We start from the raw sequence: 24,115 nt of genomic DNA, 5'->3' as shown, positions 1-24,115 counted from the left end.
GCCGCCCGGCGGGACGGCCGTTCACCACGCCTGGTGTCTGCTCCGGCGGTGAGGGAGCTCGGCGAGCAGGGCGTCGAGCGACTCCGGGCTCGCCCAGCCGTTGACGGCCACGGTTCCGCCGGCGGTCACGGTCGCCTCGAGACGGTCCGGAGCGATGACGTCGCGCAGCCGGTCGGTCAGGTGGACGAATTCCTGGTTGGCCGAACCGGCCGCCAGCACCCGTCTCACCAGGTCGTCCGGACTGGTCAGGGTGCCGCCGCGGCTGCCGAACAGGTGCGGGTTGAAGCAGCCGGGGCAGCGGATCGAGCAGCCCTGGACCCAGATCGCGGTGCGTTCGCCCGGACCTTCGGCGGTGGTCCGCTCCAGGAACCGGGCGACGCGCACCAGCGGCTCAGACATCGACGATGCGGCCGTACGGTTCGTCGCGGTCCGGCCCGGGAGCGGCGGGCGGGCCGCAGGTGAGCCGGTCCCGGACGGCGGCCAGCTGGTGCGGGGCCAGGCCGGCGGCCGCCGCGAACTCGTGCACACTGCCGAAACCGTTGCCGGCCTGGCGTGCGGCGAGCGCGCGGGCCGCCTGCTCGGGGGCGATCACCGGCAGGGTGGCGAAGTCCTCGGGGGCGGCCGTATTGACGTCGAGCAGCGTCTCCGGGTGTTCCGGCGGGCTGGCCCACGGGTCGGAGGGCGGCGGCATGGACGGATCGGGGTCCGGCGGCGGCGGGGGCGGCACCGCGGGCGAGGCGTAGTACTGGTACGGCGTCGGCACGATCGGCTGGACCTGGGGCGGCATCGGGGCCGGCGCGTGCGCGGGCGGGTAGGTCCACGGCACCGGCCGCGGCGCCTGGCGCGCGGCCAGCCAGTGCAGCCAGGAGCTGTTGATCGCGGCCCCGTGCGCCACCGACACGACCCAGACCAGCACCCAGAGCAGCGCGAACAGCGAGCCGACGCCGGAGTCCTGCGGGAACAGGGAGCTCCAGTACAGGCACAGGCTGCCGACGGCGCTGTAACAGATTCCGGCGATCCACCAGGCCGGGCGGCGGGCCCGCAGCCCGACGTAGAGGAACCCGGCCACGCCGAGGCAGCCGAAACTCAGGATCGGGGCGAGCAGCCAGGCGCTGTTCGCCATCTTCCACGACATTGTCCGCGGCGGCGGCGCCGGTGGGTTCTGGTAATAGCCGCGGTCAGGCGGGGTCCACGTCACGATTCACCTGCTGTTGCCACTCGCTCTGCGTCTCCCGCGTGTAGTCGGACGTGTAGGCGCTGTCCTCGACCCGGCCGCCGACCAGGTCCTCCAGCAGGGTGATGTAGTCGAGGCAGCGTTCACCGCGGATGTCGACGGTCTCGGCGGTCACGGTGCCGTCGCGGTTGACGGTGACGACTATGCGGGGACGGTCACTCACGACCGCTCCCGTTCCACCTCGAACACCAGGTGTACGGCGTCGGTGTCGTCGACGGTCTCGGACGTCAGGCGCAGCCCGGCCGCCGGTGCCTGTTCCCGCAGCCGTTCCAGGACGGTCCGCTGAACGAGCCGTCCGTAGGCGGTGTCGACCTCCGACACCGTCGCGATCGCGCGCTGCTCGTCCGTACCGTCGAAGTGGGCCGACCAGATGCCGTCGGCATCGCGGGAGAAGACCGCGGAGAAGTCCGCCCACGTCGCGGTGATCCGCTCGCCGTCCGTCTCGGTGGCCGCGCCGGTGTCGCGTAACGCACCGGCCAGCAGGGTGACGTCGCGCATGCGGGTGGCGACGCGGCAGACGCCGTCGGCCCGCCGGTCGGCCACGGCTTTCACCGCCGCGGCGCCCGCCATCGCCAGTGGCACCAGAAGCATCGTCACGCTCACCCCGGCACCCTATCGTTCGGTCAAACCCCAGTTCTCGTCACCGCTGGCAGAGACGGCACGCACGCGGGCCCAGTCACGCAGCGCACTGATCCGCTCCGCCTGGGTGACGCTCAACGGGACGATGCTCATCACCGCGCGGACCAGATCGTCGCGGCGCAGCGCACGCCGCTCCGAGTACGCGTCGAACAGCGCCGAGACGACTGCCTGCTCGATCTCGGCGCCGGTGTAGCCGTCGGTCAGCCCGGCAAGCTCGGTGAGCATGTCGTCACCGATCGCCAGCTGCAGCGAACCGGCGGCCCGGGGGTGACGCATGGCACGCCGCAGATGCACCCGCCACACCGCGATCCGCTCGGTGCGGCTCGGCAGGTCGACGAAGAACGTCTCGTCGAACCGTCCTTTGCGGAGCACTTCGGCCGGCAGCACCTGCGAGTCGTTGGCGGTCGCGGCCACGAACACCGGAAGCCGTTTCTCCTGCATCCAGGTCAGGAACGTGCCGAACACCCGGGTGCTGGTCCCGGAGTCACCGCCGGAGGCACCCGCGAAACCCTTCTCGATCTCGTCGATCCACAGCACGCACGGGGCCATGGCCTCCGCCACGCGCAGGGTGGTCCGCATGTTGTGCTCGCTCGATCCGACCAGGCCGGAGAAGACCTTGCCGATGTCGAAGCGCAGCAGCGGAACGTTCCAGGCGGCGGCCATCGCCTTGGCGGTCAGCGACTTGCCGCATCCCGGCACACCCGTGATCAGCACGCCGCGTGGCGCCGGCAACCCGTAGTCGGCGGCGTCAGCCAGCCACGATCCGTTACGTTTGACCAGCCAGGACTTCAGTTTCTCCAGGCCGCCGACGTCGTCGAGGACGACGTCCGCGGAAACGAAGTCGAGCAGACCCGACTTTCGTACGATCTGACGCTTCACCTCATGAACGACGTCCAGCCCGGCCAGGTCCAGAACGGGACTGTTCACCATGGCGCGGGCGAACGCGTCCTCCGCCTCCCGTACGGTAAGCCCCGCCGCCGCGGCCGCGAACCGTTCCAGGCCGGAGGCGTCGAGGCCGACCCGGAGCCGCCCGTTCGCCGTGTTCGACCGGATCATGGCGTCCAGCAGGCTCCGCCGCTCGTCCGGGCCCGGCAGTGGGAAGTCGACCATGGTGACGTCCTTGGCCAGTTCCGTCGGCAGCTGAGCCGTCGGCGACATCAGCACCAGGGTGCGCGGATGCCGTCCGGTGCGGAAGGCCTCGGCGATGTCCCGCAGCAACCTGACCACCTCCGCGTCCTGGAAGTGCGGGTGCAGGTCCTGGAACACGAACACGGCCGGCTCCTCGAGGCGCTGCACGGCCCGCAGCGCGTCGGTCGCCCGTTGGGTCCCGGGCCGGGCCTCCCCGCCGGGCGGGACCAGGCCGCCGGTGAGCGTCCACGACCACACCGCGCGGGGGATCCGCACCAGATCGGGGTGGCCGGCGACCGCGCCGATGCGGTGCAGGGCGCGCTGCTCCTCGTATGTCTCCAGGTGCAGCAGCGGGAACTGCGCCTTCAGCAGCTGCGCGAACGTCTCCGCGAACGGCCTGTCCACCTGTCGGCTCCCCTCACAGTGCGTTGGAGGACGGCCCGCCGCGCGGTTCGTCGTCGTCGACGGTCAACTGGCGGTGCCGGTTCCGCGGATCGGCTGGACGGCCGGGGCGGTGCGCTGCAGGACCACGAGGCGCTTGGACGGGCTGACGTAGATCTGGCGGAAGCCCATCCGGTCCAGTTGCGCCTTGATCTGCGGCAGTTCCTTGCGGCCGATCGGGCAGCTCGGGTTCCAGTTGTCGATGATCGCCCAGTCGCCCTTGTCGACGTTGGAGCCGATCAGGGTGACCTCGTTGGTCGGCAGCAGCGGGATGAGCAGGTTGTTGGTGGCCCGTACCGTCACGTCCCGGGGAATGCGGGAGAGGGCCTCGGGCGCCTCACCGACGATGCCCACGTTGTTGAACTCGGGCGCGGTGCCCTGGTACCACTGCACGATCTTGTGGTCGCGGGCGTCCTGGACGGCGAACCAGACGAACAGCGGCGCCGCGACGGCGGCCAGCACCGTGGCGGTCCGCGGGTTCCACCAGGGGCGCCGTCCCCGCGGCGCGGCCGGCTCGTCCGCGGTGGCCGTCGGCTCGGCCGGTTCGCCGGTGCTGTCGGTGGCCGTCGGTTCGGGCGGTTCGCCGGTGCCGGCGGTGGCCGTGTTCCCGGCCGTGGGGCGGCGGGGCGGCAACTGGGGGTCGGGGTCCGGGCCAAGACCGCGGGCCCGGTCGACGAGGCTGCCGATCCGCCGGAAGCCGTCGGCGGCCGCCGCGAACAGGATCGGCATGAGCGGCATGTCGTAGTACAGGTCCGACGACCACTGCGTCTCCCGTGACGACAGCATCCGGCTCAGCATGATCGGCACGATGAGCAGCGCCAGCGGTGACGCCAGTGCCGCGAACCCGACCGGGATGAGCAGCTGTTGCCAGGTGTCCACCTTCGCCGGCTGGTCGGTCATCAGCCCGAGGATCTCCATCGGGTGGCTCAGCATGTACGGGATACCCGCGAACAGTCCGTCCGCGTGCAGGCTCGCCTGGTAGTCCTTGGCGTAGGTGAAGCCGCCCGGGTTGAGGTTCGGGATGATGAACTTGAGCGTCACCACGAACCACACGACGCCCCAGCCGATCAGGAACGCGCCGTGCCGCCACCGCCGGTTGAACAGCGCGTACAGCCCGAGCAGCACACACAGCAGGCCGCCGTCCTCCTTGACGGTGATCAGCGCCGCGAACAGGATCGTTGCCTGCGTCCACTTGCCGGCGAGCATCCGTTCCAGGCCCCAGGCCAGGAACAACGCACCGAACATGACCTCGTGCACGGGGAACGCGACGGTACCGAGGACGGCATGGCTCGCGAGATAGGCGACGAGCATCCCGGAGCCGACGAGGATGCCGTAGCGGCGCCGGAAGATGTGGTAGATCGGGATGCCGGACAGGCAGATCAGCACGATCTGGGCGTACACCAGGGTGATCGCCTCGTCATGGATCCAGACGAGCGGCGAGAGCAGCGCGAACGCGGGGGAGAAGTGGTCGCCGAGCTGGACGTATCCCTTGATCGGGACCATCGGCCAGCCACCGTTCGCCCAGCCCTGCACCGCCTGGTAGAAGATGCCCAGATCGCACGCGCCGACGGTCAGGGCGTCGTACTGGGCCTTGGCCCACTTCGAGTAGAGGAAGATCGCGATCCCGACTATCCACCCGGCCGGGGACAGAAGGGTCCGGATCGCGACGTCCCGCACTCTCACCAACACGGACGCACAACCTAGTCGATCACCTGGTGATCACGGACATGGGCCGGGTGGGCGCACCAGCGGACCATCGGCCTCCGCACCAGGCGGACCACTGCCGGGCCGGTTCCCGGCGGATGACAGACTCTGCGGTATGGGCCTGTTCACGCTGCCGGAGGCCCGCGCCGAACTGGCCCGCCTCCGCCCGATCCTCGCCGAGATCATCACGCTCCGGGCCGACATGGTGGAACTCTCCGCCGCCCTCGTCCCCGGCGGCGCACCGACCGAGCTGGGTGGCCTGCCGGAACGCAAGGCCGTCGAGGCCCGCCTCAACGAGCTGATGACCACCGTTCAGGAGACCGGCGCCGAGCTCAAGGGCATGGCCCCGCTGCTGCTGGACTTCCCGGCCACCCTCGACGGCGTGGACGTGCTGCTGTGCTGGCTCGAGGGCGACACCGACATCACCTGGTACCACCGGGCCGATCTGGGCTTCGCCGGCCGCCGGCCCCTCCCGGAGCGGTGAGGGCGGCCGCCGGCGCGCCCAGCCACTCGCCGAGGCGGCGGCGGGTCCGGCCCCGGCGATAGCCGCCGTGCACCTCGCCGTCGGCCGGCGGATCGAACAACGACCCGGACCCGGGCGCGGCGGCGTCCGGACCGGTCACGAACTTCGCGCTCCACCAGGCGACCACGTTCTCGGTGGTGGCGGGTGCGATGCGGTGGGCGACCAGTCCCAGGTGCGAGACCAGTCCCGCGGTGGCCTGCCGGCGCGGGCGCCGGGCCACGGCGAGGATCTTGGCGGCGACACGTTCCGGCGCGTACGCGGGCGGGATGGCTCGAAGCGTGCGGCCCGAGTGATTGGCGGCCCGCACGAAGAACGGCGTGTCCACCGGCCCCGGCAGCACCAGGCCGACCCGGATCCGCGGCTCCCGGGCGACCGCCCGCTGAAGGTTCAGCGCCAGCCCCCGGACCGCGAACTTGCTCATCGAGTAGAGCGGCACCATCGGGTTCGGGAACAGGGACAACAACGATCCGACGAGTACGAGAGTCCCCCGCCCCTGCGCCCGGAAGGTCGTCAGCGCGGCGCGGGCGCACAGTGTGGTGCCCAGCACGTTGGTGTCGATCAGGCGGCGGATCTCGTCGACCGACTCCGAGCCCAGCTGCCCGACGATGCCGACGGCCGCCGCCTCGATCCAGATGTCGATCCGCCCGTACCGCTGGACCGCCGACTTGGCCAGGCGCTCGACTGCCTCCGGATCCGCGATGTCGGTCGGCACGACGAGCACCTGCGCACCCTGGGCCCGGCAGTCGCGTTCCACCTCCGCGAGCGCCTCCGCGCCACGCGAGGCGAGGACCAGGCACGCGCCCTCGGCGGCGAACGCCAGAGCGGTGGCGCGCCCGACCCCGCTCGACGCGCCGGTGACCACCACCACCGCGTGACGGAAGGTTGCTTGCCGGACCATCAGACCTCCCCAGAAGCGGCTCGACTCGGGTGAGGCTCTACCCCCCGACGCGGCGATCACTCCTCCGGTGACGGTCGGATAGTTCGCCCGTCGTTCCACGCCGGCGTGGAACCGTCAGAAGGTCAGCATGTGCTGTTTGAGGTGGCCGGCCTTCGCGCCCGCCCCGGTCGACACCATGACCCAGTCGTCGCCGAGGGCGGTGAGCCAGCCGCCGCGGCGGGCCAGCTGCTTTCCGGTCGTCGCGTCGAAGACCAGCACGTACGGCCGGTCGCCGGTGGCGCCCATCACCGCGACCAGCTTGCCGGCCACGGCTGACTCCCAGCTGGCCGACGTGCCGGGCAGGCCGGGGTCCGGTGCGGTCCAGAGCCGGCGTCCGTCGGTCATGTCGAGCAGTGACACCGGGCCGGTCTCGGCGTTGTCGCGTACCAGCAGATGCCGATCGTCCCCGGCGATCGGCACGCCGGGCTCGTCGGTGGTCCACCGAACCTTGCCGGTGGTCAGATCGGTCAGGGTGGTACGACCGTTCCGGGTCACCGCGGCCACGTCGGTGCCGGAACCGAGCATGACGGTGCCGGACCAGCCCTCGCTGAGCCGCTTGTGACATTCGCCGTCCGCGCGGCGGCCGCTGTGCAGCGTGCCTTTCCAGGCCGGCTTGCCGGTACGGGCCCGGACCGCGTCGACCGTGACGGTGCAGTTCTGATCGCCCCGCGGCGGGTCGTGATAGGTGGCGGCGACCGTGTCCCCGGCCGCCACCAGATACCAGCCGGCCGCCTCGACGCGCCCCGGAAGCACGCGCCCTGAGGCGGTGTCCAGCAGCGCGCCGCCGGAGGAGGTGGTGACCGGCAGGTACGCCGTGGCGGCCGGCGCCAGTGGACGTCGCCCGCCGATCACATCGCTGCGCAGGGAGAAGCCCGGGTTCGTCGCCGACCAGAGCGTCGTGCCGTCGGTGACGCGGCGTCCGCTGGTGACGCAGCTGCCGGCCGGTTCCCGCCGGTCCGGGCAGGAGTCCAGGTACAGCGCGTCCTGGCGGGCGACCATGAGAGCCGGATCCTTCGTGGACCAGGCGACGCGTCCGGTGGCCGGCTCGATGACGTCGACCGGGCCGTCCGGACCGCGCTGCACCACCGCCATGCCGCCGGCCACCGTGAGCGTGATGTCGTCACCCGGATAGGGCAGCTGCCAGCGCCGGGCACCGTCCGCGGCGTTCAGGCCGAGGAGCGACTCGCCGTCCAGGATCACGGCCGTGCCACCGACCACCCACGCGTCCCGGGTCCCGTTCCTCGTGTCGATGGTCCAGGCGACCGTGCCGCCGTCGCCGTCCGGGCCGATCTGATCGGTATCCCGGTGATCCGGCCCGCCGACTGTCAGTGCGACGGCTCCGGCCCCGACCACCATGCTGACGACGATGACCGCCAACGCCCACAGAGAAGCCCGATTCGCCGGCACGGCATCACCATATCGCCCGCCGTCGAACCCCTGCGCCCGCGGCGGGACAGCTGTACTTTTCGATCATTGGATATCGTCAGGGTTCCTAACAGCCACGGGGGCGCACATGTCTGCAGCTGGTCGTTTCGCCGCGGTCTCGGCATCCGAGCCGCCGACCGACACCAAGGTCCTCTTCCGCCGCGCGATCGTTCTCGGCGGCAGTGTCGCCGGGCTGATGGCGGCCCGCGTCCTCAGCGACCACGCCGACGAGGTCCTGATCATCGACCGCGACGACCAGGCGGCGTGCGTGATCCCGGACGACCGGATCGCCGCCGATCCCGTCACGGCGATCGGTCCGCGGCCCGGCGTGCCGCAGGGCAGCCAGGTGCACGCGCTGCTGCCGTCCGGCCAGATCCAGCTGGAACGCTGGTTCCCCGGGTTCACCGAGGAGGCGCTCAAAGCCGGCGCCGTGAACCCGCCGCCCGGCACGAACCGGTTCTACATGGACGGTGAACTCCGCGACGAGCCGCCGTCCGGTCCCGCGGCACAGGCTCTCATCTCCAGCCGGCCGTTCCTGGAGGCCCTGATCCGCAGCCGTGTGCTCGGGCGCGCGAATGTGCGTACCGCGAAGGGCCGGGCCGAAGGCCTGCTGCTGGAGGGCGGCGCCGTGACCGGTGTCCGGTTCGTCGCGGACGGCTCCGCGGCGCCGGTCGAGGAGCGGGCGGACTTCGTCGTGGACGCCACCGGCCGATCGAGCCGGCTCAGCGACTGGCTGGAGGCCGGCGGCTTCGTCCGGCCACCGATGCAGCGCATGGCGATCAAACTGAACTACGCGACCGCGCTGTTCCACCGGCCGGAGCAGGCCGACGTGTGGACGTGCATCTCGGTCGCCAATCCGGGGCCCGGCCGGACCGCACGGATCGGCGGGTTCACCCCGATCGAGGGTGGCCGCTGGACGGTGCTGGTGTCCGGTTACGCCGACGACCGGCCCGGCCGCACCGCCGACGAGTTCCGCCGGCGGTGCGTGCAGGACTTCCCCGCCGAGTTCGGTGCCGTCGCGACGGGTGCCGAGCCGGCCGGTGAGGTAGTCACCTATCACCAGGCGGACAGCCGCCGGCGCGACTTCCATCGGCTGCGCCGATTCCCGGCCCGGCTGGTCGCCGCCGGTGATGCGGTCGCTTCCTTCAACCCGGTGTACGGCCAGGGCATGACCTCCGCGATGTTGCACGCGTCGTGCCTGTCGAAGTACCTGCGCGGCGATCCCCGCCTGGACCGGCCGGCCCACTCGTACTTCGCCGACGTGAAGGTCGTGGTCGACGCCGCCTGGCAGATCTCCACCATGGCCGACCTGGCCCTGCCGCACGTCGACGGCCCGTACCCGCGCGGGTACCGGCTTCTGCAGTGGGCCAGCGGCCTGATTTTCAAGGCCTCGATGCGTGACCACACGGTCAGTCAGCGGCTCGGCCAGGTCACCACGATGCTCGCCCATCCGAGCGCGCTGGGCAGCCCCGGTTTCCTGCTGCGGGTGCTGGCCCGCGGCGCCCGCGCCTGAGAGCCTTACGACGTCCGGGCGACCGCCCCGTAACCCGTGGCCTCGGCCGGGGTGGGGCGGGGCCCGGGCTGCGGCCGCCAGTCGGAGACCGAGACGATGCCCGGCTCGAGCACGTCCAGGCCGTCGAAGAACCGGGAGACCTCCGCGAGAGTGCGGGGCGAGAAGACCGGCTTGATCTCCCTGTTGACCGCGTTCATGGCCGCGATCGTCTCCGGGTCCAGCGGGTCGAACGTGGCGTGCGACAGCACCAGGAAACTACCGGTGGGGAGTGCGGAGACCAGCCGGCGCACGATCTCGTACGGATCCTCGTGGTTCTCGACGAAGTGCAGCACCGCGACCATCAGCAGGGCGATCGGTTCCGAGAAGTCGAGGGTGCTGCGCAGTGCCGGGTCGTCGAGGATCGTCTCCGGCTTCCTCGCGTCGGCGTCGATGTAGGCGGTGGCGCCCTCCGGGGAGCTGTTCAGCAGGGCCCGCGCGTGCACGAGCACCAGCGGATCGTTGTCGACGTAAACGATCCGCGACTCGGGGGCGATCCGCTGCGCCACCTCGTGCACGTTGTCCGCGGTCGGCAGCCCGGTGCCGATGTCCAGGAACTGCCGCACACCCTCCTCGGCGGCGAGGAAGCGCACGGCCCGCTGCATGAAGGCCCGGTTCTCCCGTGCGGCGGTGCGGATGTGCGGGAAGACCGCGGCGATCGCCTCGGCCGCGTCCCGGTCGGCCTGGAAGTTGTCCTTGCCGCCGAGCCAGTAGTCGTACCGTCGCGCGGGGTGCGGCTTGGTCATGTCGAGGCGGGCCGCGAGGTCCGGGCTGTCGGTACTCACCGATGTCTCCCTGTCGTCCGTGACTGAGGCGGCAGAGTCTACGAGATCCGGTCACCTGTTGACCGAACGGAGGTGGATTTCTGCCGCCGGGCGTGATGACGTGAAGTGTGCCGCACATCGATCTTCCGCCGCTGCCCGGAATCGCCGGTCTGCTGGCCGGCTACCCGCAGACCGCCGGACCGCTCAACATGCTCGCCGAGACCCTGTTGCGGGGTCCCTCACCGCTCACCCCGGCGCAACGCGAGACCATCGCCGCGTACGTGTCGCGCCGTAACGAATGCACCTTCTGTGCCGAGACCCACGGTGCCGTGGCCCGGAAGCTCAGCTCGGGCGACGAATCCGGCCCCCTGATGAGCGCTCTGCTGGCCATCGCCGACAAGGTCCGCGTCGACGGCCGCTCGGTCACCGCCGGCGACATCGACCGGGCCCGGACGGCGGGAGCCGACGACCGCGCCGTCCACGACACCGTGCTCATCGCCGCGGCGTTCAGCATGTTCAATCGCTACGTCGACGGACTGGATACGCTCACCCCGGCCGATCCCGGTGATTACGAACGGCACGCCCACGCTCTCGCCGAGCACGGTTACCTGCGGCCGCCCGTCTGAAGCCGGTTCGCGCCCGGATCGAACGTCATGTCCCACCATCGGCTGCCGATGTTACTGACGAGGTGACTCTATCGGGAGGTGATGGTGGGCTCGGCGCGGATGGCCTCGTGGTGGCTGGTCGGGTTGCTCGCTGTCCTGCTGGCCGGCCTGTCGGGTTTCGCGGTGTCCGGAAGCTGGCGCCAGGCCGGCATCGTGGATCAGCTCGCCGACGACAGCGCCGACACCGATGCCTACCAGAACGCCGCCCAGCTGGTCAGCTGGGAGATGGCGCTGATCCAGGCGTCGCTGCGCGAACCCGGCGGTGAGGAGCGCGCTCAGGTTCCCGACGTTCATGAGCAGGCGCACCGGGCCATGGAACACATGGCCGAGGTCGACACCGACGACCCGCGGCTCACGTCCGCGCTCGTGCAGGCGCACCGCAGTCTGCGGCCGGACATCGCCTCCTACCTGAGGGCCCTGGATCTCGGCGACGTGGAGACCGCCGAGTCGACCCTGGAGGACTCGATCGAACCCGCCGCCACGACCATCATGTCGATGGTGCTGGCCAAGCAGCGGCAGCACCAGGCCGAGCACGCCGCCCGGCAGGCGGCCGGGCAGCGCGAGTCGCATCAGCTGCTGTGGCGCAACGGTCTGGCGTTCGTCGTCAGTCTGGCGGTGCTGCTGTTGTTCGGATACGCCGCGCGGGCGCACCGGCGTCAGGTGGAGGCCACCGCCGCCACGGACCCGCTGACCCTGCTGCCGAACCGTAACGCCTTCACCACCCGGACCTGCCGCACACTCGCCGAGGCCGCCAGCCACCGCCGCCGCAGGGACCGGGCCGGGCGGGGGCGGGTCACCGTGCTGGTGGCCAACCTCGACGGCTTCCGTGACGTCAACGAGCAGCTCGGCCACCGCACCGGCGACCTGCTGCTCACCCACGTCAGCCGGCGTCTGCGGGCCTCGGTCCGGGAGCACGACTTCGTCGCCCGGCTCGGCGGCGACGAGTTCGCCGTACTGCTGTACGACACCGATCCGGGCGCCGGCGAGGACGTCGCGGCCCGGCTGACCGGTGCCTTCGGCGACCCGTTCATCATCGACGATCTCACCATCGACCTCGAGGTCAGCATCGGCGCTGCCACGGCCGGGCCCGGGGAGGACGTGCCGACGGTGTTACGGCACGCCGACACCGCCATGAACCGTGCCAAGCGGGAGCACCTCGGATTCCGCCGGTTCGCCGCCGGCCACACCGACGACGACAGCAGTGCCCGGCTGACCCTGCTCGGTGACCTGCGCCGGGCCCTGGACACCGGCGACGAGATCACCCTCCACTACCAACCCAAGATCGATATCGGTACGGGTGAGCTGGCCGGAGTGGAAGCGCTCGCCCGCTGGTCCCACCCGGCCAAGGGGGCCATCTCGCCCGGCGAGTTCATCCCCGTGCTGGAAGCCACCACCCTGATCCACCGGTTCACCCACCAGGTGCTGACCCAGGCCCTGACGCAGGCACGCGAGTGGCTCGACGCCGGCCACCGGATCCCGGTCGCCGTCAATATCTCCACCCGGACCCTGCTGGACACCGCGTTCCCGGACCGGGTCGCCGCGCTCCTGCACGAGACCGGTGTCCCCGGCGACCAGCTGTGTATCGAGGTCACCGAGCACAGCATCATGAACGACCCCGGCACGGCGATCGAGACCCTGGAACGCATCCGCGCACTCGGCGTGAAGACCTCCATCGACGACTACGGGACCGGATACTCGTCGATGACGTACCTGCGGCTGCTGCCGCTCGACGAGCTCAAGATCGACCGGTCCTTCGTCAAGGACATCGCGACCGACCCCGGCAGCCTCGCCCTGGTGGCCTCCACCGCCGAGCTGGGGCACACCCTCGGTCTCCGGGTCGTGGCCGAGGGCATCGAGGACGAGGAGACGATGAACGCCCTGCGTGAGATCGGCTGCGACCTCGCGCAGGGGTACCACCTCGCCCGTCCCATGACGGCCGCCGCCCTGAGCGCCCTCATCGGGCGGCCCGCCACCGTGGCGGCGTGATCCGCCCTCGCCGGACAGCACCGGGCCCCCTCCGCAACGATGCCGCCCGTACCCGCCGACGTGGCCGGGTACGGGCGGCATCCGCTGTCCGGGTCAGACCAGGCGCCGGACGACGTAGCTCTTGCTCCAGATCTTCTGCTTGCTGACCGTCTTGCCGGTCCGCGGTGCCGACCACATCTTGCCGCCGCCGGCGTAGATGCCGGCGTGCGTGCCGCGCGAGCCCTTGCGGATGATGATCAGGTCACCCGGGCGCTTGTTCGACTTGGCCACGGCCTTGCCGTATCGCTGCTGCAGATTGGCCTTGTGCGGCAGCTTCTTGCCGGCTGCCTTCTTGTAGACGTAGAGCGTGAAGCCGGAGCAGTCGAACCGCTTGGGGCCGGCCGCGCCGAACTTGTACTTCTTGCCCTTGTGCCGGGCTGCCTCGGTCACGACCCGGGTGCCCGCCGCCTGTGCTTTGGCGGTGGCGATCCGGACGGTGACGGTGGCCCGGCTCATCGCGGCGCCGGTCTGGGGCAATGCCCAGGTGGCGGCGACGTTCGACGTCTGGGGGGCGGCGGTGGCCGCTCGTGGTGTGCCGAGTCCGCCGGTGAGAAGGCCGAGACCAACGGACAGGGCGACAGTGCCGGCTCCCAGGGTACGGGCGGGCCGGCTCGAGGTGCTTACGCGCACGGTGAAGTATTCCCTCCGGCACGCCTGCGAGGTTAGCTGTCGGATTCGGGCGCGAAGGTTTGCCCGGCCGCGGTAGCGGCTTCACCCCGAGGCCCTCCGGCCGGGCCGCCGCGGACGGCGTACCGGTCGAGGGCCGATGTGTGGTTCCCCCGTCCCTGCCCCCGATTGCCTCATGACTGGTCATGCGGTTCGTGCCGCCGGACCGGGGCAGGGCTCGGCGTGGTCCGTTCGGCACGACCGGCGAGCAGGTGCCCGCCGCTCATCCTTGATAGCGCGGCCCGTGACGGTGCCGGCCCGCCCCGCCGGTGACGCAGCGTAATTGGCATACCGGGGCATGTCCGGTTTGGAAGACCACTGCGAGGTTTATGGGAACGCTGTGCTCATCACCGGTTACTCCGTGGTGAGAATGATCTGTGAAAGGGAACACTGAAGACCCGAGCCGTCACTCCCTGTTCGCATACCCCCCGGGGGTTAAACGGCCTGTGACGCAACAGTCTCGGAGGCGGGAACCGCTCTGCCGGGCAGTACCAGCAGGACCGCGAGCACGAGCACGCCCCCGAGTGCCACCACGTTGCCGGCCTTGTCGATGGCGGACAGCCCGTCCAGATGCAGCACGTGCCAGAGGAAATGCTCGGCTCCGAAGATCAGCCACGCACCGCCCGCCACGCGCAGCGACGACGGGGTGGGCCGTCGCCACGCCCACACGCTGAGCACGAGCAGCGCCAGATAGAGGCCACCCACATCACGGACCAGGTGCTCGTTGTACGGCCCGAGGGACGACACCCAACGACGGCCCGGCGCCGGGAAATCCGTGTAGAAGGACAGCGGGAACGCCGCCGCCCAGACGCCGACGACCGCTGCCGAGATCGCCAGCAGCCCGATGGCCCATTGTTTCGCTCTGATCGTCATGGCTGTACGACGACACAGGCGGGTGATCCGTGACAGGGCCGCACCGCGCGGTAAATACCGGCGCCGGACGTCGGGCAGCGGCTACCGTGCCGCCATGGTCGACGCACACGAGCGATTCGTCCCCTCCGGGCCGCTGCGGATCTGGACCGAGCGGGCCGGGGATCCCGGGCTTCCGGCCGTTCTGATGATCATGGGGTCGGCCGCTCAGGGGATCAGCTGCCCCGATGCGCTGGTCGGCCGGCTGGTCGAGCGCGGGGTCCAGGTGATCCGATTCGACCATCGGGACACCGGGCGGTCCAGCGTCGTCGACTTCGACGCCCATCCGTACACGATCGGAGACATGGCGCGCGACTGTCTGGCCGTACTGGACGGTTACGGACTTGCGGCCGCCCATGTGGCCGGGGCCTCGCTGGGCGGTGTCATCGCACAGTGGCTGGGCGTGCACGCGCCGGACCGGGTGCGGTCCTTGACGGTGATGTCGAGCACGCCGATGGGTCGTGATCCGAGGCCGGCAACGACACGGGCGCAGGCCGGGCTGCCACCCGACCCCGATGATCTGCCGCCGCCGGCACCGGCGTTCCTGGCGCATCTGGCCGCCGGGCTACCACCGGGCGGGGAGTCCGATGTGGCCCTGTTCAAGGTCTTCAACGGGCCCGTCCGGCCGTACGACGAGCAGGCCGCCCGGGCGATGCTGGAGCTGGCGCTGTCACGGGCCACCGACCCGGCGGCCGCGGCCAACCACGACCGGGCCGCGTATGTGGACACCCCCGACCTGCACGCCCCACTGTCGTCCATCACCGCGCCGGCCACGATCGTCCACGGTGACCAGGACCCGGTGTTCCCGCTCCGTCACGGGCAGGCCCTGGCCGCCGCGATCCCGGGCGCGGTGCTGCAGATCGTGCCGGGAATGGGCCACGTCTTGACCTCACCCGGTCTGCCCGAGGAGGTAGCCGACCTGATCCGGCTCTGAACCGGCCGTCACGGGCATGGCCGCGCCGCCGCCGTCGCGGTATCGCACGGCCACGACGTCCTGGCGGCGCTGCTCGAGGTACCAGTCGCTGGTCTCGGTCAGGTCGATCGTGTGCCGCAGCGTTCCGGGCCGGCCCATCGGCAACTCGGCCAGCACCTCACCGCGCGGTGACACGATCAGGCTGGGGCAGTGCTGGTCGGGGTGCGGGATGTTGGCGGCCAGGACGAAACGCTGGTTCTCGGCGGCGCGGCTGATCAGGTGGCTGCGCCAGACGCCCGCCGGCTCCCGTGGATTGGCGGCGTTGGTGAGATAGGCGAAGAACCTCGCGCCGGAGGCGGCCAGGTGCTGCCACTGCTCGGGGAAACGAATCTCACGACACAGCTGTACGGCGGCAGTCACGCCGTTGATGTCGAAGGTCGGCAGGTGGTCACCCGGTCGCAGACGGTCCCGTTCGTTCATCGCCAGGTTGATCTTGCGGTAGACCCGGGGTGGGTTGCCGGGGGAGAGGTACAGGGCGGCGTTGTACCAGCCGTCGTCGCCGGGCAGCAGCGAGCCGCAGAGAAGGTGGACCCGATGCTCATCGGCGAGCCGTGCCGCCGCCGCGACGACCTCCCGCAATCGGTCCGGATCCGGCAGCACCAGATCGTCGCCGTAGCCGGACAGCGCACCCTCCGGGAGCAGGACCACCTCACCGGGCCGGCTGCCGGTGAGGACCTGCCGGAGCGCCGCCAGATTGGCGTCCATGTCCCACACGGCGGGCACCTGAGCGATCAAGACATCGAGCTGCACGGGAACATCCTGTCGTACCGGTGCACCACCCCTCGCGCACCGGAGGTGACCCGTCATCGGTCAGGAATGAAGAAGGGGAGGCCGCGGGATCTCCGTTAGCTTGATCGGGACGCTGTCGACGACGACGAAGGGGTGGACGGCAGTGAGCCCAGCCTCGAGATCCAGCAAGGACGCCCTCTCGGAGGCCGAGCGCGCCGCCGTCAAGGACCGCGCGGCGGAGGTGAGGTCGCAGGCACGCCGGTCGAAGAGCGCTGACAAGGCCGCGGCCGACGAACGACGCTCCCGGCGAGGGCAGCACGTTCACGGTACGGCTGGTTCGACGGGCCCGCGTGTCCGCGCGCCCGGCCGGCCGTGATCGGCGGGACTCAGGCCGCGGGATCGACGAGGATTTTGGGTCCCGGCCCCGCGGTCATGGAACGATCGCCGGCCAGCACCGCGGCGGCCGCCTCGAGAGGAACGGTCGCGGCGACGAGCGGACGCGGATCGACGGCCCCGGACGCGAACGCGGCGATCGCCGGGGCCAGGCCCGCGGAGGCGCCGAGAATCCCGACGGCGGTCACGTCCTTCAGCACCACGTCACGCGTGTCGATCAGGCTGGGAGTACCCGAGAGACCGATATAGACCACGCGACGACCGGGCTCCACCAGGCTCACCGCGAGTGCCGGCATCGACGGCGCGTTGGTGGCGTCCACCACGGCGTCCCAGGCCAGCTCCGGCAGGGAGTCGCGGGTCCAGGACCGTTCGAAACCCAGCGACCGGGCGAAGTCGAGCTCCTGGCCGAGCAGATGCACCTCGAGGCCCCGGCCCCGCGCAAGCATCGCTGTGAGCAGGCCGATCGTGCCGGTACCCAGGACGAGCAGCCGTTCACCGGGCGCCAGGCCGGCCGCGTCGACGCAGCGCTGCGCGTTCCCCGCCGGCTCGACCAGCGCGCCGGCGGTGGCGTCCACGGTGTCCGGCAGCCCGTGCAGGTAGGCGGCCGGGAACGCCAGCCACTCGGCCAGCGCGCCCGCGAGACCGTCCCGGATGCCCAGCTCGTGCCGATGCGGGCAGACATGGTGGCGACCGGCCCGGCAGCGAGGGCAGTGACCGCAACCGATCATCGTGTCGCCGGTGACCCGCCGGCCCGCCCAGGAGTCGTCCACGCCGGGGCCCACCGCACGGACCGTCCCCGACCATTCGTGACCGGGCCGCAGCGGATAGGACGAGACGCCGCTGTGCAGGTAGCTCATCTCGCCGGTGAACAGCTCCACATCGGTGCCGCACACCCCGGCCCGCTCCACCTGGACCACCACCTGGCCGGGGCCGGCGACCGGCACCGGGACCTGCCTGACCTCGGCCTTGCCGGGGCCGGTGAGCACCAACGCGCGCATCATGATCGCGATCCTAGGGCCTCAGACCCGGGCCTCCCGCGGTACGCGACCGGCCGCCAGCCCGGCCACGGCCTGCAGCACCCCCAGCGCGACGACCATGACGAGGGCGGCCCGCCACGCCCCGGTCCGCTCGGCCAGCACCCCGGCGGCGACCGGCCCGGCGGCGGCCAGCAGATAACCGAGCGACTGTGCCATCCCCGACAGCCGGGTGGTCTCGGCCGGCGTACGCCCGCCCAGGCTGATCAACGTCAGCGCCGTGACCAGCGCGGCGCCCTGTCCCAGCCCGGCGACTCCCGCCCACAGCACCGCCGCCCCGGGCGCCACCAGCAGTCCGCCCACCGCGACGATGACCGGAAGACTTGCCACGACCGCCCCCAGCGACCGGCGCTCCGGCTCCCGCAGCAGCACCGGAATCGCCAGGCCGCCGAGAATGCCCATCCCCTGGAACAGGAACAGGTGCACGCCGGCGGTCCGCTCCGGTACCCCATCGGCGATCTCGATCGTCGGCAGCCACGTCACCAGCACGTAGAAGCACGTCGACTGCAACCCCATGAACGCCGTGACCAGCCACGCCCGAGGCTGCCGCCACACCGCCACGTCACTCCGCGGCCCGCCCGGCTCGGCCGTCACCGGCCCTCCCGCCCGGGGGGTCCAGGCCGCCGCGACGACCAGCGCCAGTCCACCCCACAGCGCCAGCGAGAGCCGCCAGTCCACGGCGTCCGCCACGGGAACCGCGACCGCCGAGGCCAGCGCCGCGGACACGGTGATGAAGGCGGTGTAGAAACCGGTGGCCCGCGACACGTCGGCCGCGTAATCGCGCTTGACGATCGCCGGCACCAGCACGTTGCCCACCGCGATCGCACACCCGATCAGCAGGGTTCCGGTCCACAGGCCCGCATCCGGCGAATACGACCGGACCAGCGTCCCGGCGGCGAGGACCAGCAGCGCCACCAGCACCGCCCGTTCCATCCCGAGCCGGCCGGACAGCCGATGCACCTGCGGCGAGACGAGCGCGAACGCCAGCAACGGCAGCGCCCCGAGCAGCCCCTGAGCGGTCTCGCCGAGCCCTTCCGCCGCACTGATCTGCGGGAGAAGCGGACCCACGGCGGTGATCGCGGGCCGCAGGCAGAGGGCAACGAGAAAGATCGTCGCAGCCGGAAGTAGGCGCTTCATCAGGGGAGAGCCTCTTACGGCACGCTTCCCAAGGTCAAATTCCCCCTGGCGTACGCCCGGCGGGGTGCGGGCCCGGTTTCGCTGGGCGCGTAGCGGAGGAGCGGCAGTGGACTGCTCCGGTGGCCGGGCACGGCGATTTGCGATGATCGACGCCATGGCGACGTCGAGCACCGAGCGAGTCACGGCCGCCGGGCGGGTCGGGCCGGCCGACCGGGCCGCGCGACTGTTCACCGAGATCCTGTCGCCCGCGGTACTGGTTGCCGTGGTTCTCTTCGCGGTGGCCTGGGCGTCCGCGGAGTCACCGATGTCGGCGCTCGTGATGGGCGTCATCGCGGCGGCCGCGGCCAGCTTCCTGCCGATCGCCTACATCCTGCACGGCGTCCGCCGCGGTTCGTGGACCGATCGGCACGTCGGAGTCCGGGAGCAGCGAACCCTGCCGATGCTGGTATGTCTCGGTTCCACCGCCTCCGGCACGCTCGCCCTCGCCGCCGCCGGTGCGCCGCGGGACCTGCTCGCCCTGATCGCGTGCATGGCCGCGGCGCTGGTGGTGGCCACCCCCATCACCCTGCTGGCCCACTGGAAGATCTCCGTCCACTCGCTCGTGGCAGCCGGCACGGCGGTCACCTTCACCGTCGTCTTCGGCTGGGCGTTGCTGTTCACCTGGCCGCTGGCGGCGGCGGTCGGCTGGTCCCGCGTCCACCTGCGGGACCACACCGCGGCGCAGGTGCTCGCCGGAGCCCTGGTCGGCGCCTGCGCCACCGGCCTGCTCTACCCCGCGCTGCGCTGACTGCCGTTCCCGCGCCGCGCTGACTCTGTTTCCCGCGCCGCGCTGACTCGGGTTCTGCGCCGCGCTAGCTCCGATATTCGAGCTGCGCTGACTCCCGCACCCGCGCTGCGCTGACTCTGGTACCCGCGCTACGCCCAGCCAGCAGGTGTCCGGAGGGACGGGGATCTTGCCGCTCACCGCCGGAGCATCCCGACCGTGCTGCTCCTGAATCGACCGCCTTCCGGCTCACCTCCCCGCGGACGCCGCCGTGTCGTCCGGTCCATGGACCGGGCCGGCCGACGACGCGTAATACCTCGCGCCGCCGGACCGGGCCGGCGCTTCGGGTGGCGTCTACGACCCGCAGGCGTCGTTCTCCGGACTTGACCCGGCTGGGGATAACCGTTATCTATATGGATAACGGTTAGGGGATGTCATGCGTCAGGAAGTGGTCCTCGCGATGCTGGCCAAGGAGCCGTCCCACGGGTATGAGCTGCGTGCTCGCCTGCGAGACGCGCTGGGCCCGCTGGGTGACGGGATGAACGCCGGCCAGATCTACGTGACGCTGACTCGCTTGGAAAGAGCGGGACTGCTGGCCGTGGAGGCCGACGACCGGCCGGACGGCGACGTCCAGGAGCGGCGCGGTGACCGGGCCGACCGGGGCGACCGGGCCGACCGGGGCGACCGGGGCGACCGGGGCGACCGGGGCGACCGGGGCGACCGGGGCGACCGCAAGGTCTACTCGCTGACCGCCGACGGGCAGCAACGCGTCGCCGAGTGGATCTCCGAGGTCAGCTGGCCGCGGCCGGATCTAGCGGAATTCCACCTCAAGCTGGTGGCGGCCGCGGCGGCGGGGCTCGCCGATCCGCTGACCGTTGTCGACACGCAACGCCGTGAACTGCTGCGCCGGCTGCGGGACGCGCAGCGGGCCGTGCTCGCCGAACCGGCCGGTTCGCGGGCCGCCCTGCTGCTGGAGGGCGTCGTGCTCCGCCTCCAGGCGGATCTGCACTGGCTGGAGGTCTGCGACAGACATTGGACGCTACGAAGGAGTGGATCGTGAGCACCATGACGGGGACGTCGCTGGTTCGTGCGTCGGGGCTGCGCAAGGAGTACGGCCGGGGGGCGGGCCTGCTGCGCGCCGTCGACGGCGTGGATGTGGACGTGGCACGCGGCGAGACCGTGGCGGTGATGGGGCCGAGCGGCTGCGGCAAGTCGACGCTGCTGCATCTGCTCGGCGGGCTGGACCGGCCGTCCGGCGGTGAGGTGTGGCTCGACGGTGCCCGGATCGACGGGCTGGGGGAGAAGGCGCTGGCCCAGTTGCGGCGGTCCGCCATCGGGTTCGTCTTCCAGGCGTTCCACCTGATGGAGGAGCTGACCGCGGTGGAGAACGTGGAGCTGTCCGCCCTGCTGGCCGGCCGGTCCCCGCGCGAGTCCCGGCGCCGCGCCGGGGAACTGCTGGACCGGGTCGGGCTCGGTGACCGGGCCGGTGCGCTCCCGTCGGAGCTCTCCGGCGGACAACGGCAGCGGGTCGCGGTGGCCCGTGCGCTGGTCAACGAGCCGGCCGTGGTGCTTGCCGACGAGCCGACCGGCAACCTGGACAGCGCCGCCACCCTGGACGTCCTGCGGCTCTTCGACGACCTGCACGCGGCCGGCCAGACACTGATCATCGTGACTCACGACGCGCGCATCGCGGCGACCGCGGACCGGCTGCTGACCATGCGGGACGGCGTGATCGTCGACGAGACCCGGCTGACCGGTGGCTCCACCGGCCGGCTGGGTGCGCTCGCCGGGCTGGAGGACTGATCGCTGTGGGACGGATCCTGCTCGTCGCCCGGCTCGCTCTGCGGGACCTCCGGCGCCGGCCGGTCGAAGCGGCACTGCTGCTGCTCGCGGTCCTCGCGGCGACGACGACGCTGACGCTCGGACTGGTCCTGCGGGACTCGGCCGCCGAGCCGTACCAGAACACCCGGGCCCTGACCGCCGGACCGGACGTGGTGATGAGTGCGCGGACCGCCGGCCAGCTCGCCGCGTACGGGAACGCGGCCGGCGTGACGGCGCGCAGCGGGCCGTTCCCGGTCGCCGCCACGAAACTGGCCACCGCCGGGCAGACGGTGGACGTGCAGGTCATCGGGCGGGACACGGCCGGCTCGCCGGTCGACCGGCCGCAGAGGGTGACCGGCGGCTGGGTCCGGGACGGTGGCGTGGTGGTCGAGGCCGCGTTCGCCACCGCGTACGGCCTGAGCGCCGGTGACCGGGTGACGCTCGGTGGCCGCGAGTTCGAGGTGGCCGGGGTCGCGGTCACGGCCGCGTCGGCACCGTTCCCGGCGACCACCTGCCTCGGTGAGATCGCCTGCCTGCACGGTACGGCCCCGGCCGGCGCGGATCTGCCGCCCGGCATGCTGCACAACCCGGGCCTCGTGTGGCTGACGCGCGCCGACACGGAGAAGCTCGGCGTCGTCTCGTACGTGCTGAATCTGCGTCTCACGGACCCGGGACTGGCGCCCGCGTTCATCGGGAGCCCGGATCAGCCGCGGGTCGCCCTGTGGACGGAGATCCGCGCGGATGCCACCGAGGTCGCCGGCGATTCGCAGATTCTGCTCATGATCGGTGCATGGCTGCTCGGGCTGCTCGCCGTCGCGAGTCTGTCCGTGCTGGTGGGCGGGCGGATGGCCGAGCAGACCCGGCGCGTCGGGCTGCTCAAGGCGGTCGGCGGCACACCCGGGGTGATCGCCTGTGTGCTGCTCGCCGAGTATCTGCTCGTCGCCCTGGTGGCGGCCGTGGCCGGCCTGACGATCGGGGCGTTCACGGCCCCGCTGCTCGCCGGCCCGGGCGCGGGCCTGCTCGGCAGCGCCGGCACACCGGCGTTGAGCCTTTCCGTCATCGGTACGGTGACCGGTGTCGCGCTGACGGTCGCGGTCCTCGCGACCGCGGTTCCGGCGTGGCGGGCCGCCCGATCGAGCACCGTCGCCGCGCTCGCCGACGCCGCCCGGCCGCCCCGCCGGTCGGGATGGCTGATCGCCCTGTCGGCGCGCCTGCCCGTGCCACTGCTGCTGTCCCTGCGGGTGGCCGCCCGCCGGCCGCGACGTGCCCTGCTCGCGGTGGCCGGCATCGCGGTGACCGTGGGTGGCATCTATGTCGCCCTGATCCTCGACGGTTTCCTCAGCCGGCCTCTCGCCGCCGGGTACACCGTCGCGCAGATCGGGGCTCTGCGCCGGGTGCTGCTGCTGTGGACGGTCATCCTGCTCGTCCTGGCGGGGGTCAACGCGATCGTGATCACGCTGGCGACGGTGCTCGACAACCGGCACACCTCGGCCCTGGCCCGGGCGCTCGGTGCGACCCCGCGGGACGTGACGGCGGCGCTGTCCGGGGCGCAGATCTTGCCGGCGTTGCTGGGGGCGGTCCTCGGCATCTTCCCCGGCGGTTATCTGCTGTTCGAGGCGATCATGGGCATCACGGGCGGGGACGGTGACCGGGCCGCGCCGCCCGGTGCCGGCCAGTTGATCGCGGTGGTGTTGGTGACGGCGCTGATCGTGGCGGCGCTCACTGCGATCCCGGCCTACTTCGGCGCCCGCCGCCCGGTGACCGAGTCACTGCGGGCCGAAGCCGCCTGACCGCCCAACCGACGGCCAGCCGGGGGTCACAGCAGGTGGACGGCGGCGGGGACGGCAAGGAACAGGCCGATCAGCATCAACCAGACCACGGCGGTACGGCCCACGCGGATGTCCTCGCGATGAACGGCGATCACCTCCGCGCGGGACCGCGGCGTGAAGACGGTGAGACCGGTCCGGCTGGGTGTCAGGCCCCTGCGGCCGGCCCGGCCCACGGCGAAGATCTGCTGGCCACGGGCGACGCGTACCTCGGTGAGGTGGAGGCGTTCACTCGGGCGCAGGTCGTCGGCGACATCGGGCGGGACCACCGGCGGCAGTGGGACCGGCCGGGCCCGGCTGTGTTCCACAGCGGTGACGACGTAGGCCGGCGAACCCGTCATGAGAGGGTCGAAGAGCACCCGGGACGGCGAGACCAGGCGCGGGTCGACCGGGATGCGCCCGGTCCGGTCGGCGAGGGTGGGCCACGCCGGTGACTCGACCTCCAGAACCCGGTCGTAGTCGGGGCCTGATTCGCCGGAGGGCGTGTACCGGGCGGGTTCCCGTAGCAGCGTCACCCGGTACCACGCGCAGTCCTCACCGGTGACCGGGGCGATCTGACGGCCGGCCGTGCCGTACTCGACGGTGCCCTCCAGCGCGACGCGCCCGCGGCCGCCGATCGCGGTGGGATGCAGACGGCGAAGGGTCCAGAGGGCTCGGAGGTCACCGAGAATCAGCAGTACGAAGATCCCGGCGCCCGCCACGAGGAGCATGCCGATGCAGAACGCCACGGTCGCGACGGTCATCACGCCGTCACAGTAGAAGACTGTGGCGAACGTCGATATGGCCCGGCCGGAGCCGGGGGGGGGGGGGCGCCCGCCCCCCGCGCCCCG

24 protein-coding genes, 1 pseudogene and 1 riboswitch are annotated in these 24,115 nt (G+C 71.7%); of the genes and pseudogenes, 10 read left to right on the top strand and 15 right to left on the bottom strand.

Annotation, left to right across the window (positions count from 1 at the left end):
* Positions 1-21: 21 nt before the first annotated feature.
* The 6 genes from AB0G04_RS35900 to AB0G04_RS35875 form a co-directional block, all read right to left on the bottom strand.
* A complete protein-coding gene (locus AB0G04_RS35900; RefSeq protein ID WP_360992315.1) occupies positions 22-399 on the bottom strand; it encodes a 4Fe-4S cluster-binding domain-containing protein in 378 nt (125 codons plus the stop codon).
* Entirely contained in the window at positions 392-1,123 is a 732-nt protein-coding gene (locus AB0G04_RS35895; protein WP_360992312.1) for a helix-hairpin-helix domain-containing protein, read from the bottom strand. Before AB0G04_RS35895 ends, AB0G04_RS35900 begins: the two co-directional genes overlap by 8 nt.
* A gap of 55 nt (positions 1,124-1,178) precedes the next feature.
* Entirely contained in the window at positions 1,179-1,397 is a 219-nt protein-coding gene (locus AB0G04_RS35890) for a DUF2997 domain-containing protein (RefSeq protein WP_360992309.1), read from the bottom strand.
* Positions 1,394-1,825 carry a hypothetical protein gene (locus AB0G04_RS35885; RefSeq protein ID WP_360992519.1) on the bottom strand — a complete coding sequence of 144 codons (432 nt, stop codon included), beginning with the start codon at positions 1,823-1,825 and terminating at the stop codon, positions 1,394-1,396. Before AB0G04_RS35885 ends, AB0G04_RS35890 begins: the two co-directional genes overlap by 4 nt.
* 21 nt (positions 1,826-1,846) lie before the next feature.
* A complete protein-coding gene (locus AB0G04_RS35880) occupies positions 1,847-3,406 on the bottom strand; it encodes an AAA family ATPase (protein WP_360992306.1) in 1,560 nt (519 codons plus the stop codon).
* 63 nt (positions 3,407-3,469) lie between these two features.
* Positions 3,470-5,131, bottom strand: a complete 1,662-nt coding sequence (locus tag AB0G04_RS35875) for a DUF2079 domain-containing protein (RefSeq protein WP_360992303.1) — start codon at positions 5,129-5,131, stop codon at positions 3,470-3,472.
* A 130-nt stretch (positions 5,132-5,261) separates the two neighbouring features.
* Here AB0G04_RS35875 and AB0G04_RS35870 point away from each other — a divergent pair, with 130 nt between their 5' ends.
* Positions 5,262-5,630: a DUF2203 domain-containing protein gene (locus AB0G04_RS35870; RefSeq protein ID WP_360992300.1), complete on the top strand. Its 369-nt coding sequence runs from the start codon at positions 5,262-5,264 to the stop codon at positions 5,628-5,630.
* Here AB0G04_RS35870 and AB0G04_RS35865 read toward each other — a convergent pair.
* Together AB0G04_RS35865 and AB0G04_RS35860 are read right to left on the bottom strand one after the other, a co-directional pair.
* A complete protein-coding gene (locus AB0G04_RS35865) occupies positions 5,569-6,567 on the bottom strand; it encodes an SDR family NAD(P)-dependent oxidoreductase (RefSeq protein ID WP_360992297.1) in 999 nt (332 codons plus the stop codon). The genes AB0G04_RS35870 and AB0G04_RS35865 overlap by 62 nt on opposite strands.
* Positions 6,568-6,681: 114 nt before the next feature.
* The gene (locus AB0G04_RS35860; protein WP_360992294.1) at positions 6,682-8,013 is read right to left on the bottom strand and encodes a PQQ-binding-like beta-propeller repeat protein; all 1,332 of its coding nucleotides are present in this window, start codon (positions 8,011-8,013) and stop codon (positions 6,682-6,684) included.
* 106 nt (positions 8,014-8,119) lie between these two features.
* Between AB0G04_RS35860 and AB0G04_RS35855 the strand changes: the two genes are divergently transcribed.
* A complete protein-coding gene (locus AB0G04_RS35855; protein WP_360992292.1) occupies positions 8,120-9,544 on the top strand; it encodes an FAD-dependent monooxygenase in 1,425 nt (474 codons plus the stop codon).
* Between the two features lie 5 nt (positions 9,545-9,549).
* Here the strand turns inward: AB0G04_RS35855 and AB0G04_RS35850 are convergent, their stop codons facing one another.
* Positions 9,550-10,365, bottom strand: coding sequence for an SAM-dependent methyltransferase (locus AB0G04_RS35850; protein WP_360992289.1), 816 nt, complete (start codon positions 10,363-10,365; stop codon positions 9,550-9,552).
* A gap of 107 nt (positions 10,366-10,472) precedes the next feature.
* Here AB0G04_RS35850 and AB0G04_RS35845 point away from each other — a divergent pair, with 107 nt between their 5' ends.
* Both AB0G04_RS35845 and AB0G04_RS35840 read left to right on the top strand, forming a co-directional pair.
* A complete protein-coding gene (locus AB0G04_RS35845; protein ID WP_360992286.1) occupies positions 10,473-10,970 on the top strand; it encodes a carboxymuconolactone decarboxylase in 498 nt (165 codons plus the stop codon).
* An 81-nt stretch (positions 10,971-11,051) separates the two neighbouring features.
* Positions 11,052-12,995 (top strand): bifunctional diguanylate cyclase/phosphodiesterase, encoded by a 1,944-nt coding sequence (locus AB0G04_RS35840; RefSeq protein WP_360992283.1) that lies wholly within the window; start codon positions 11,052-11,054, stop codon positions 12,993-12,995.
* Between the two features lie 93 nt (positions 12,996-13,088).
* Here AB0G04_RS35840 and AB0G04_RS35835 read toward each other — a convergent pair whose 3' ends face one another.
* Together AB0G04_RS35835 and AB0G04_RS35830 are read right to left on the bottom strand one after the other, a co-directional pair.
* A complete protein-coding gene (locus tag AB0G04_RS35835) occupies positions 13,089-13,664 on the bottom strand; it encodes a C40 family peptidase (protein WP_360992281.1) in 576 nt (191 codons plus the stop codon).
* A gap of 6 nt (positions 13,665-13,670) precedes the next feature.
* Positions 13,671-13,794: riboswitch (cyclic di-AMP (ydaO/yuaA leader) on the bottom strand.
* Positions 13,795-14,135: 341 nt separating this feature from the next.
* Positions 14,136-14,573, bottom strand: a complete 438-nt coding sequence (locus AB0G04_RS35830) for a hypothetical protein (protein ID WP_360992279.1) — start codon at positions 14,571-14,573, stop codon at positions 14,136-14,138.
* Between the two features lie 94 nt (positions 14,574-14,667).
* Here AB0G04_RS35830 and AB0G04_RS35825 point away from each other — a divergent pair, with 94 nt between their 5' ends.
* Positions 14,668-15,543, top strand: a complete 876-nt coding sequence (locus AB0G04_RS35825) for an alpha/beta hydrolase (RefSeq protein ID WP_360992276.1) — start codon at positions 14,668-14,670, stop codon at positions 15,541-15,543.
* Here AB0G04_RS35825 and AB0G04_RS35820 read toward each other — a convergent pair.
* The gene (locus tag AB0G04_RS35820) at positions 15,499-16,332 is read right to left on the bottom strand and encodes a carbon-nitrogen hydrolase family protein (protein ID WP_360992273.1); all 834 of its coding nucleotides are present in this window, start codon (positions 16,330-16,332) and stop codon (positions 15,499-15,501) included. The genes AB0G04_RS35825 and AB0G04_RS35820 overlap by 45 nt on opposite strands.
* A 142-nt stretch (positions 16,333-16,474) precedes the next feature.
* Between AB0G04_RS35820 and AB0G04_RS35815 the strand changes: the two are divergent.
* Positions 16,475-16,609: pseudogene (locus AB0G04_RS35815) on the top strand (DUF1801 domain-containing protein); the annotation flags it as partial.
* Between the two features lie 88 nt (positions 16,610-16,697).
* Here AB0G04_RS35815 and AB0G04_RS35810 read toward each other — a convergent pair.
* Both AB0G04_RS35810 and AB0G04_RS35805 read right to left on the bottom strand, forming a co-directional pair.
* Positions 16,698-17,705 carry an alcohol dehydrogenase catalytic domain-containing protein gene (locus AB0G04_RS35810; protein WP_360992271.1) on the bottom strand — a complete coding sequence of 336 codons (1,008 nt, stop codon included), beginning with the start codon at positions 17,703-17,705 and terminating at the stop codon, positions 16,698-16,700.
* Positions 17,706-17,723: 18 nt separating this feature from the next.
* Positions 17,724-18,875 (bottom strand): MFS transporter, encoded by a 1,152-nt coding sequence (locus AB0G04_RS35805; RefSeq protein ID WP_360992268.1) that lies wholly within the window; start codon positions 18,873-18,875, stop codon positions 17,724-17,726.
* A 154-nt stretch (positions 18,876-19,029) separates the two neighbouring features.
* Between AB0G04_RS35805 and AB0G04_RS35800 the strand changes: the two genes are divergently transcribed.
* From AB0G04_RS35800 to AB0G04_RS35785, 4 genes are all read left to right on the top strand, one after another.
* Positions 19,030-19,662, top strand: coding sequence for a phosphatase PAP2 family protein (locus AB0G04_RS35800; RefSeq protein WP_360992265.1), 633 nt, complete (start codon positions 19,030-19,032; stop codon positions 19,660-19,662).
* A 412-nt stretch (positions 19,663-20,074) separates the two neighbouring features.
* Positions 20,075-20,698 carry a PadR family transcriptional regulator gene (locus tag AB0G04_RS35795; protein WP_360992262.1) on the top strand — a complete coding sequence of 208 codons (624 nt, stop codon included), beginning with the start codon at positions 20,075-20,077 and terminating at the stop codon, positions 20,696-20,698.
* A 5-nt stretch (positions 20,699-20,703) separates the two neighbouring features.
* Positions 20,704-21,441 (top strand): ABC transporter ATP-binding protein, encoded by a 738-nt coding sequence (locus tag AB0G04_RS35790; protein ID WP_360992516.1) that lies wholly within the window; start codon positions 20,704-20,706, stop codon positions 21,439-21,441.
* A 5-nt stretch (positions 21,442-21,446) separates the two neighbouring features.
* The gene (locus AB0G04_RS35785) at positions 21,447-23,249 is read left to right on the top strand and encodes an FtsX-like permease family protein (protein ID WP_360992259.1); all 1,803 of its coding nucleotides are present in this window, start codon (positions 21,447-21,449) and stop codon (positions 23,247-23,249) included.
* Between the two features lie 26 nt (positions 23,250-23,275).
* On the opposite strand, the gene AB0G04_RS35780 is transcribed toward AB0G04_RS35785, so the two are convergent.
* The gene (locus tag AB0G04_RS35780) at positions 23,276-24,031 is read right to left on the bottom strand and encodes a hypothetical protein (protein WP_360992256.1); all 756 of its coding nucleotides are present in this window, start codon (positions 24,029-24,031) and stop codon (positions 23,276-23,278) included.
* Positions 24,032-24,115 lie beyond the last annotated feature (84 nt).

It is taken from the genome of Actinoplanes sp. NPDC023801 (assembly GCF_040639655.1).
In the GTDB taxonomy this organism is placed as follows: Bacteria; Actinomycetota; Actinomycetes; order Mycobacteriales; family Micromonosporaceae; genus Actinoplanes.
The sequence above is the reverse complement of the archived record's forward strand: the minus strand, read 5'-3'. Positions and strand labels throughout refer to the sequence as shown.